Genomic DNA, 9,517 nt, shown 5'->3' on the forward strand with positions numbered 1-9,517 from the left:
TAATCCTAATCTTCGATTATTTGAACCTTCCCACCATCTTCGAGGTAATTTTGTCCTTTTATTACAATTTGTGTTCCTTCCTCTAATCCCTCGATTATTTCTGTCTCTCTTCCATTATCAAGGCCTATTTTAACTTCAATTCTTTTAGCTCTATCCCCTTCAACTGTATAAATATAGCTTATATCCCCTTCAGTTAAAATAGTTTCCCTTGGTACGATTATGGCATCATTTACCGTGTCTACATTAAATTCTATCTCTGCAAACATTCCTGGTTTTAGTAAGCCACTTTGGTTAGGGATTTCTATCTTAACAGGATAAGTAAAGGTCCTTTCGTCTGCTGCCGGACTTATTACCTTTATTTTTCCCTCAAAGGGCGTTTTACTTGCAGAGCTTACATAAACCTCAACCTTTTGATCTTTTTTTAACTTATTTATAATCTGCTCGGAAACATTGACATCTACAGATACAATATCCATTTGAATAATTGTAAAAGGTGGAATAGAACTACCAACCATTTCCCCTGCTTCTACTGTTCTACTACTTACAATTCCGTCAATAGGACTTTTAACCGTTGCATCCTTAAGGGTTTCCTTTGCGCTGTCAATTTGCACCTGAACACTTTCCCTTGCAGCTGTTGCTTGGGATAGTTGGCTCTGGGCTGCTTTAACACTTTCCTTAGATAGACTGTTTATAAATAAATGATAACTATCCTTAGCTGAATTATACCCTAGGCTTGCCGCTTCATATGCACTTTTTGTCTGATCTAATTGCTGCTGAGATATAGAGCCTAGATCATATAAGGTTTTCATATCTTCATATGCCTTTTTTGCATCATTAAACTGAATTTCTGAATTTTTAACAGCAGCCTCTAGCTGGATTTTTTGCTGTTCCTGCTGGCTTCCTTTCGCACTATCAAGACCCACTTTACCCAGACTAACAGCTGCATCGGCTGATTTTAATTGTGCTTCTAAAAGTTTTATATTGTTTTCAATATCCTTTTCATCCAACCTAAATAATATATCTCCTGTTTTAACCTCATCTCCCACATCAAAATGCAATTCTTTTACTTTACCTGGCATCTTACTTATAACATGGATTTGCTGCTTTGGATTAATCTTTCCCCCATAACTAAAGCTATTAGATATTCTTCCTCTAGAAGTTTTTTCAATCTTAATTGGGGTTGCTTTTTCCTCTAACTTACCGATTGCTTCTTTATTTATCCGGCCGCATCCGGTAGCAATAATCCCAAGGACCATTATTATAGATATTAATTTTTTAATTTTCATCATATACTCTCCTTATCTTCTGATGAATTTGACTATCAAATATTTCACTTAATTTTTTTAGCCCCTCTTCGAAGTCTTCTTGTTTATCCTCTTTAAGACTAGAATAGAATTCTCCAAACACAAGCATAATTCTCTTGTAAACCTCCACAAGTACACCCCTACCTTTTTCAGTTAGGGATAAATATGTTTTTCTCCTATCTTCTTCCTCCGATGGATGCTGCCTCTTTAAATATCCTTCCTTAACTAATTTGGAAGCTACAATAGATAAGCAGCTACTGCTAAGATTAAGTTCTCTGCCTAATTCGGATATAGTGCAAAGTCCAAATTGATTCACCAAAACTAAAATGGTAAACTGCCTATCCGTAATGGAATTTTCTCCTTTACCATTAATATTAAATTCTTTAAAATAGTTTTCATGGAGCCACTGAGTTAAATTCATTATAAACTCTAAGAATTGATGGCTTACCTCATGGGCTTTATTATTTTTCATATCATCACCTATGTTTATGATAAAATAGTTTTACAATAAACATATTTTATTACAGATGTTCTTTTATTTCAAGTCAATTTAGATAAAAATATATTTTCCATTGTCAATTTAATTTGTATGCTTCATAATAAACAAAAAAGAACAGGAGGGTTTAAGTTGAAAAAGATTACAAGTTTTACGGTAAATCACCTTAATCTATTAAAAGGTATCTATGTTTCTAGAAAAGATCCCATTGGCTCCGAAATCATTACCACTTTTGACATACGGATGAAAGAGCCCAACCGCGAACCAGTGCTTAATACAGCAGAAATCCACACAATGGAACATCTTGGAGCTACTTTTCTTAGAAATCATATAGCCTTTTCTGAAAAAATAATCTATTTTGGTCCCATGGGGTGTAGAACTGGTTTTTATCTTGTGGTTCATGGGGATTTTCTATCTGAAGATATGCTTTCTTTAATTAAAGAAATGTTTGAGTTTATGGCAAACTTTACAGGGAGTATCCCTGGAGCTTCTGCAATTGAATGTGGAAATTATCTTGATATGAATCTGCCAATAGCTAAATATGAGGCCGAAAAGTTTCTAAAAGACATCCTTAGGGATATTAAAAAAGAAAACTTATACTACCCTATTTAATTTATTTATTCATTAATTTCGATTTACTATCTAGTAATTATCACCAAGCATATGTATTCATTTACTGCATAAGCTAATTAGGATAAGAAAAGGAAGGGGCATAACCATGATTAAGTTTCCTAATCCATCTTTTCGTAAATATACTTATCCTAGAAGTACACTTTTAAGGTTAAATTCTAACAACCCATTATTATCCTCTCAGGAATATATTCTATATGGCTATCATAACGAATATACCCAAGAATATGATAAGGGCCGAAATTTATACCCTTGTCACCCCGAGGGTTAGTAAGAACCTATAAAACAAAAGTCCCCGTACATGGGGACTTTTGTTATTCGCCTAATTTTCTTGTTATAAGTTTTTGTATTTCTGATGCCTGCATTCCTTCATTCTCTGCAAAACGTTTAAAACAATCACTAATTTCTTCATCGTCTATTTCTTGAGAATAATTCTGAAAATCCCTCACTCTTTCTTGGGTATCTAAGAGAGCCTTCTTTAGGTAATCCGACGTATTAAGTTCCATTTCCTACCTCCTAGAAAATATGGATTTATACCTTAAAATGATTCATCTATAAGATTAGTATAAATATATTTAAATATGTTATACCTATAATAATCTTCCATAATACTCTTAGGAGGTTTTTTAATTGATATAAATTATTTTTTCTTTTTCATTCCAGATTACAGTCTTTTCGAGAGCTTCACCTAAAAATCTAAGTGGTACCATAATAACCTTTTTAGGGGTTAATACTACCGTATTATTCATTTGCTTTTCTTCCCCGTTTATATATACCTTATCGCTATCTATTATGAATTGCACTTTTGTTTCTTTGTTTTTTACTAATACCACTCCACCTGCTTCGTCATAAGTAAACTCCGCCCCCAAGGATTTTACAACATCCTCAACGGGAACTAGAATGGTAAAATTTCTGTCAATATAAGGGGATTGGGTTGGGAAATGAACTTTGCCACCATTAATATAAATTTCTATCTCCCGACCCATTACTTCTTCATCTTTTATGGATGTTATTATAGATACTATTTTAGCCTTTACTTTATCTATGATAGTAAAAGAGCTTTTGCTATATTTAATTTTTTTAGCCAAATCTTCTTCGATATCATATCCGCTTACTTGTATTCTTTTTAATAAATGGGGTGTAGCATCTTCATAATTCATTTTATCTTTGATGATAAAAGTAGCCCTATAACCGACTTCCTTAGCGGCTTTCTCCGACGCTCTACTGTATTCCCCAAAAGGATATGCTAAAGCAATGACTTTATTACCTATATTCTTTTCTATATCTTCCTTTGATTTTAATAAATCCTCTTTTATCCTTTTTTCAAATTCTTCATCTGATTCAATCTTTATATCACTATGGATAGGTCTTGTTAATGCTCCTTTACTTCCTTTTATTGTATCAATTTTATAATGGGAGTTATAGGAATGGGATTGAATGTCTACAAGACCCAAATCATACATTTCTTTTGCCTGCTCCCATGTAAAATGAGGGGTCACCCCTGGCTGTTTTTCCCTAAAGCTGGTAACTACAAAAATGGTTGCCTTCATATTTTCTTCCTTTAGAACAGGATACGCAAGGGTATAATTACTAAGATATCCATCGTCTATAGTAATTATGATAGGTTTTTTGGGGAATGGTTTTTTTTGCTTCAAAAAACCTATCAATTCTTCAATTGTAACTGTTTCATATCCTTCTTCTTTCAAAAACTTCAGGTGTCTTTGAAAGTTTTGTGGATGAATGGTGGTTTCACTAATACCCTCAGTATCAAAATGATGGTACATTAAAACTGGGATTTGAACTAAAGAATCTTTGTAAATCCTTTTGTAACTAGCATAAATAAGGATAATCCCTAGAATACAAAACAATGTATAAAATAACCTTTTTCTCATGGCGCCCCCTATTTATTTTGTATAATATCCTTTTATTATACTATAAAAATGGGCCTATGCATATTATTCCCTTAGTTGCGCTCCTAAATTGGTTTCCAATCCATTTAATATTTTCTTTACCGCTTTATTTACCTCTTCTTCCTTAAGGGTTCTATCAGTGGCCCTAAAGGTTATGGAATAAGCAACAGATTTATATCCTTCTTCTATTTGTTTTCCTTTATATACATCAAAAAGTTCATAGGATTCTAGGTTTTTGCCTCCCCTTTGCTTAATTACATTTTCTATGTCTTTTACCAATATTTCATCCTTAACTAACATTGCAATATCCCTTGATACTGCAGGATATTTAGGAAGGGGCTTATATTCCCTATCAAGGTTAGCAGCCTTTAATATATCAGGTACATCTATAACTCCTACATATACCCTAGCTTCTATATCATAACTTTCTGATACCATTGGATGAAGTTCGCCTAAATACCCTATTTCCTTATTATTTATAGATATCGCCGCAGTACGGCCAGGATGCATCCAAGATAAATCCCGCTTTAAACTGTATTCTACTTTTTCAGCCATTCCTAATGTCTCAAAAAGTGCTTCTATGGCTCCTTTTAGGTCATAGAAGTCTCCCTTTCCATACATACCAATAGTAAGTTTTCCTCTTTCATCGGGAAGTTCTGTAAGGGGTAGGGATTTAGGAATGTATACCTTTGCTAATTCATATAAACAAGCTTCTTCATTCCTTCTATTGTAGTTAGTGGACAAAGAACTAAGGATACCATTTAATGTTTGGGTCCTCATTACACTAAAGTCTTCTCCTAAAGGATTGGAAATAGTTATTGCATTACGAAGTATGCTGTCTTTACCGATATTTAATCTATCAAATACCTTGGGACTTTCAAAAGAATAATTCATGATTTCATAAAATCCTTGACCCTCCATGACTTCCTTAATAACATACTCCACCTTTTGGCTATAGGATTTCTTACCAACCGTTGGGGTTCCTGTTTCTAGTGTAGTTTCTATCTTATCATATCCATACAATCTTGCAACTTCTTCTGCTAAGTCTGCATTACCTTCTATATCAGGACGGAATGTGGGTATGATTACAGATTTGGTGTTTTTATCTACTATAAATTCCAGAGAGGTCAAATACCCCATCATTTCATCTTCAGAAATATTTGTACCGAGAAGCTCATTAATCTTTTCTGCGGAATAGGGAATAGTCTTAGCTTCTCTCTTGTTCGGATACACATCGACAATTCCCCCTACAATTTCTCCTGCTCCTAGTTCCACTACCAATTGTGCTGCCCTATTTAAGGCATCTCCTACAAGATTGGGATCTAATCCTTTTGAATATTTAATGGATGCATCGGTTCTAAGCCCGAGCTTTTTAGCTGTAACTCTTACATTTGCTCCATTAAAATTAGCGGATTCAAAAAGTATTGTGCTACTTTCTTCTGTTACCTTAGATTCTTCTCCTCCCATGACCCCAGCTATAGCTATAGGTTTTCCACCATTGGTGATTAAAAGCATGGATTCATCTAAGTTTCTTCCTTCCCCATCTAGTGTCATGGTTTTCTCTCCGGGCTTTGCGTTTCGGACAACTATTTTCTTGCTTTCTAATTTTGAGAGATCAAAGGCATGCATGGGCTGACCCATTTCAAGCATAACGTAGTTAGTTATATCTACGATATTGTTAATTGGTCTAACCCCTGCTGCTAACAGTCTTTGCCTCATCCATTTAGGAGATGGTCCTACCTTAACATTTTTAATAACTCTTGCTGCATATCTTGGACATAATTTTGCATTTTGTATTTCTATATCAATATAATCAGAAACATTCTCTTCGTTTTCCTGTACAAATATTTCAGGATATCCAAAGGGTACTCTAAAAGTTGCTGCAGCTTCCCTTGCAATCCCTATTACGCTAAAGCAATCCGAGCGGTTAGAGGTAACCTCATATTCAACCACTATATCATTAAGTCCAAAGATATCCTTTATATCTTTTCCTGGGGTGCATTCCTTAGATAAAATATAAATTCCGTCTTCTGGTGCATCAGAATAATCTTCTTTTTCGAAGCCCAATTCCTCTATGGAGCACATCATCCCCTGAGATTCTACCCCACGGAGTTTACCAGTCTTAATCTTTATTCCACCGGGTAGGGTTGAACCATTAAGGGCAATGGGAACATAGTCCCCTACTGAAATATTATCGGCACCCGTAACTATCTGGAGAGTTTCTTTCCCTGTGTCAACCTTTGTAACTACTAGTTTATCAGCATCAGGATGACTATCTATGGAAAGAATTTTCCCAACTACTACATTGGTTATTTCTTTTCCCAATTCTACATAGGTTTCTACTTTAGAACCAGACATGGTCATAGCATCTATATAAGATTTTATATCAGAATTAATTGGCGTATAATCTTTAAGCCAAGACATAGGTATATTCATATTTATACTCCTTTCTAAAATTGACTCAAGAATCTAACATCATTTTCTACAAATAAACGTAAGTCCTTTACACCATACTTACTCATGGCAAGTCTTTCAAGCCCCATACCAAAGGCAAACCCAGTGTATACATCAGAATCAACTCCTGCCATTTTAAGGACTTTAGGATGAACCATCCCACAGCCTAATACTTCTATCCATCCACTGCCCTTGCATACCCGGCAGCCTTCCCCACCACAAGCTACGCAGGATACATCCATTTCTGCACTGGGCTCAGTAAATGGGAAGAAGTGAGGGCGAAATCTTACCTTTACCTTATCTCCGAATAATTCCTTCGCAAATACTTCTAGGGCGCCCTTTAAGTCTGCAAATGTGATGTTTTTATCCACAACTAATCCTTCTAGCTGGTGGAAAACTGGAGAGTGGGTAGCATCCACTTCATCTGAGCGATATACCTTACCCGGACATATAATCCTAATCGGGGGTTCCTGTTTTTCCATAACTCTAACTTGGATTGGAGATGTTGCTGTACGCAGCATAAAGTTTTTATTGATATAAAAGGTATCCTGCTCATCCCTTGCCGGATGTTCTTCTGGAATATTTAGGGCCTCAAAATTATAGTATTCAGTTTCTATTTCAGGTCCTTCTGCTATTTTATAGCCCATACCAAGGAAGATTTCTTTTATTTCATCTACCACTAAATTCATAGGATGGCGGCGACCCATATTGGTTTTTCTACCCGGCATAGTAACATCTATTGTTTCTGTCTTTAATTTCATTTCTTGAACCTTTTTGCCTAGATTATTTTTTGTTTCTTCTAACTTAGTTTCAATTGCTTCCCTAACTTCATTAGCCATTTGTCCAATAATGGGGCGCTCTTCTGAGGACAAGTCTTTCATTCCCCTTAAAACCTGTGTTAATTCACCTTTTTTTCCCAATAACTCAATCCGGATTTCATCTAAAGATTTTAATTCTTTTGCATTGTTTAAACGATCCATTGCCTGACTTAAAATGGACTGTAATTTTTCCTTCATATTAAATTCTCCCTTCTTCAAATAATTTAAACATCAAAAAACCCCGCCCCCAAAAAGGGACGGAGTTAATCCGCGATACCACCCTAGTTCCTGCAAAGTGCAGACACCTTAAACCTATAACGGAGGATTGATTCCGGCATTTATTATTCAGATTCATAAATGCAGCTCCAGCGGGAAATTCAATAGTGACCTGTCCATAAGAATGCTCTCAGCCGCCGACATTCTTTCTCTTATAAGGGAATCCACCATTTACTTATTGATAATAAATCAATCTACGCTTTCATAGCTTTTGATATTTATTTTTCATTTTAGCATAGATATTTACATTGTCAAGGGAGAAAAATAAAAGGTGGCCGTAGCCACCTTTTAAGGTATAATGGTTAAATCTTACAGAACTTGTATACTATAAGCCGTAGTTTGGGGCGGAATACTAAGAGTTTGAAAAGTTGCATGGCTTATTTTTACGAGTTGTCCTGGCCTTATACTTCGCAGAGATATTCTTCTACCTCTTCTATCCAAAATTATTGTTGTATTTGTTACGATAAACTTCATCTGACTATATACATTATTAGCACTTCCCGTATAAAGGAGGTTGTTTTTAGCATCAACCTTTAAAACCCTATCTACTTTAATAATAAAAGGCATTTCTCTACTAATAACAACTATTCTAAATGCTCTTGATTGTGGTGGGATACTTTTTGTCATAGCACTGGAAAAGTCTGCATTAATTCTCATACCCTCTTTTAAACTCCTAAGGGGTAGGGTATACCCAAATTCATCTTGTATTATTGTATTTTGGTGAACTATTAAAGTAATGAGCCCCTTATGAGTCATGTTAGTATCACCCATATTTCTATAGGATATGGTTAAGTACCCCATCTCTCTTTCTATCATTATTTCTTCAATCATGGCATTCTTAACCCTAATAATATTTTGTTTCCATGAAGGTACATTTCCCTGATTGTAGATCCTTAAGTCATCCATCCTTTAATTCTTCCTTTCATAATATTAGTTTTACAATATATTATGAAATTAGGTAGAATTTTGTAACCAAAAATAGATATAAAGTAGTCAAATTTAATATAATGTTACTTTTTGGTAAAACCATAAACTAAACAACCAATACCAAAGCCAATACCACTAAAAATGAGCCCAAAGCCAAGAATCCTTGATATGTTTTTATGTCGCCTTTTTCTTATGGTGTACCATACGGGAAAATCACAGTCTAAGTCTATCCTATCTCTCATAACATTTCATCCTTTCATCATATATATTATTCTTTCTAATCATGCTACCATATTGTTCTTAATTTGAAAAGGATGAAAAACCTCAATTAAGACTATTAGAGATAAGGCTCTATTATATTCTTTATCTTTATCTTTTTAACATCGTCAACAATCTTAAATAATGGTTAGCCTCCCGCAGTACATGGTCCGCTAAAAGTGGGGGGATAATGGACTTAATTTTGCATTGTAACAAACCTTCAGTTGATGCCCTTTTAAAATCTATTATTCCTTTTGTGTCCTCTATACTTTCTTGAAGTATTTGCCTTTCGGCTGTTTTAATACACACTTCTACTAACTTTTCAAACTTTTTGGCAAAGGCCCTAGCCTTTTTCCTAAGGTCTTTTTCTGTTGGATCTAGCATACCATCGATAAACTCTGCGTGTTCTCCCATGATATCATTCCAGAAGTTAAGACTTTCGCA

At 34.8% G+C, this 9,517-nt stretch carries 10 protein-coding genes and 1 other annotated feature; of the genes, 1 reads left to right on the top strand and 9 read right to left on the bottom strand.

Features of this window, described 5'->3' with window-relative positions; genetic code table 11:
* Positions 1-5 precede the first annotated feature (5 nt).
* Entirely contained in the window at positions 6-1,286 is a 1,281-nt protein-coding gene (locus GX308_07825; protein ID NLK21977.1) for an efflux RND transporter periplasmic adaptor subunit, read from the bottom strand.
* Positions 1,276-1,776: a MarR family transcriptional regulator gene (locus GX308_07830; protein ID NLK21978.1), complete on the bottom strand. Its 501-nt coding sequence runs from the start codon at positions 1,774-1,776 to the stop codon at positions 1,276-1,278. Before GX308_07830 ends, GX308_07825 begins: the two co-directional genes overlap by 11 nt.
* Positions 1,777-1,932: 156 nt before the next feature.
* Here GX308_07830 and GX308_07835 point away from each other — a divergent pair, with 156 nt between their 5' ends.
* Complete coding sequence (locus GX308_07835; GenBank protein NLK21979.1) at positions 1,933-2,412, top strand: S-ribosylhomocysteine lyase; 480 nt, start codon at positions 1,933-1,935, stop codon at positions 2,410-2,412.
* A 332-nt stretch (positions 2,413-2,744) separates the two neighbouring features.
* Here GX308_07835 and GX308_07840 read toward each other — a convergent pair whose 3' ends face one another.
* The 7 genes from GX308_07840 to GX308_07870 form a co-directional block, all read right to left on the bottom strand.
* A complete protein-coding gene (locus tag GX308_07840) occupies positions 2,745-2,936 on the bottom strand; it encodes a hypothetical protein (GenBank protein ID NLK21980.1) in 192 nt (63 codons plus the stop codon).
* A gap of 120 nt (positions 2,937-3,056) precedes the next feature.
* Positions 3,057-4,322, bottom strand: coding sequence for a polysaccharide deacetylase family protein (locus GX308_07845; GenBank protein NLK21981.1), 1,266 nt, complete (start codon positions 4,320-4,322; stop codon positions 3,057-3,059).
* A 63-nt stretch (positions 4,323-4,385) separates the two neighbouring features.
* Entirely contained in the window at positions 4,386-6,776 is a 2,391-nt protein-coding gene (locus GX308_07850; GenBank protein ID NLK21982.1) for a phenylalanine--tRNA ligase subunit beta, read from the bottom strand.
* Between the two features lie 14 nt (positions 6,777-6,790).
* A complete protein-coding gene (pheS, locus tag GX308_07855) occupies positions 6,791-7,810 on the bottom strand; it encodes a phenylalanine--tRNA ligase subunit alpha (protein NLK21983.1) in 1,020 nt (339 codons plus the stop codon).
* Between the two features lie 52 nt (positions 7,811-7,862).
* Positions 7,863-8,103, bottom strand: a binding site (T-box leader).
* A gap of 94 nt (positions 8,104-8,197) precedes the next feature.
* Positions 8,198-8,794: a hypothetical protein gene (locus GX308_07860; GenBank protein NLK21984.1), complete on the bottom strand. Its 597-nt coding sequence runs from the start codon at positions 8,792-8,794 to the stop codon at positions 8,198-8,200.
* A gap of 104 nt (positions 8,795-8,898) precedes the next feature.
* Positions 8,899-9,057: a hypothetical protein gene (locus tag GX308_07865; GenBank protein NLK21985.1), complete on the bottom strand. Its 159-nt coding sequence runs from the start codon at positions 9,055-9,057 to the stop codon at positions 8,899-8,901.
* Positions 9,058-9,184: 127 nt separating this feature from the next.
* The coding region (locus GX308_07870; GenBank protein ID NLK21986.1) for a DUF2935 domain-containing protein at positions 9,185-9,517 on the bottom strand (333 nt) is incomplete at its 5' end.

The sequence above is a fragment of the Candidatus Epulonipiscium sp. genome (assembly GCA_012519205.1).
Classification (GTDB): Bacteria; Bacillota; Clostridia; order Lachnospirales; family Defluviitaleaceae; genus JAAYQR01.

Bases quoted from the DNA above. Each gene is read 5' to 3' on its own strand.
- GX308_07830 (NLK21978.1), bottom strand. From the start codon at position 1,776: ATGAAAAATAATAAAGCCCATGAGGTAAGCCATCAATTCTTAGAGTTT.
- GX308_07825 (NLK21977.1), bottom strand. From the start codon at position 1,286: ATGAAAATTAAAAAATTAATATCTATAATAATGGTCCTTGGGATTATT.
- GX308_07845 (NLK21981.1), bottom strand. From the start codon at position 4,322: ATGAGAAAAAGGTTATTTTATACATTGTTTTGTATTCTAGGGATTATC.
- GX308_07865 (NLK21985.1), bottom strand. From the start codon at position 9,057: ATGAGAGATAGGATAGACTTAGACTGTGATTTTCCCGTATGGTACACC.
- GX308_07840 (NLK21980.1), bottom strand. From the start codon at position 2,936: ATGGAACTTAATACGTCGGATTACCTAAAGAAGGCTCTCTTAGATACC.
- pheS (NLK21983.1), bottom strand. From the start codon at position 7,810: ATGAAGGAAAAATTACAGTCCATTTTAAGTCAGGCAATGGATCGTTTA.
- GX308_07850 (NLK21982.1), bottom strand. From the start codon at position 6,776: ATGAATATACCTATGTCTTGGCTTAAAGATTATACGCCAATTAATTCT.
- GX308_07860 (NLK21984.1), bottom strand. From the start codon at position 8,794: ATGGATGACTTAAGGATCTACAATCAGGGAAATGTACCTTCATGGAAA.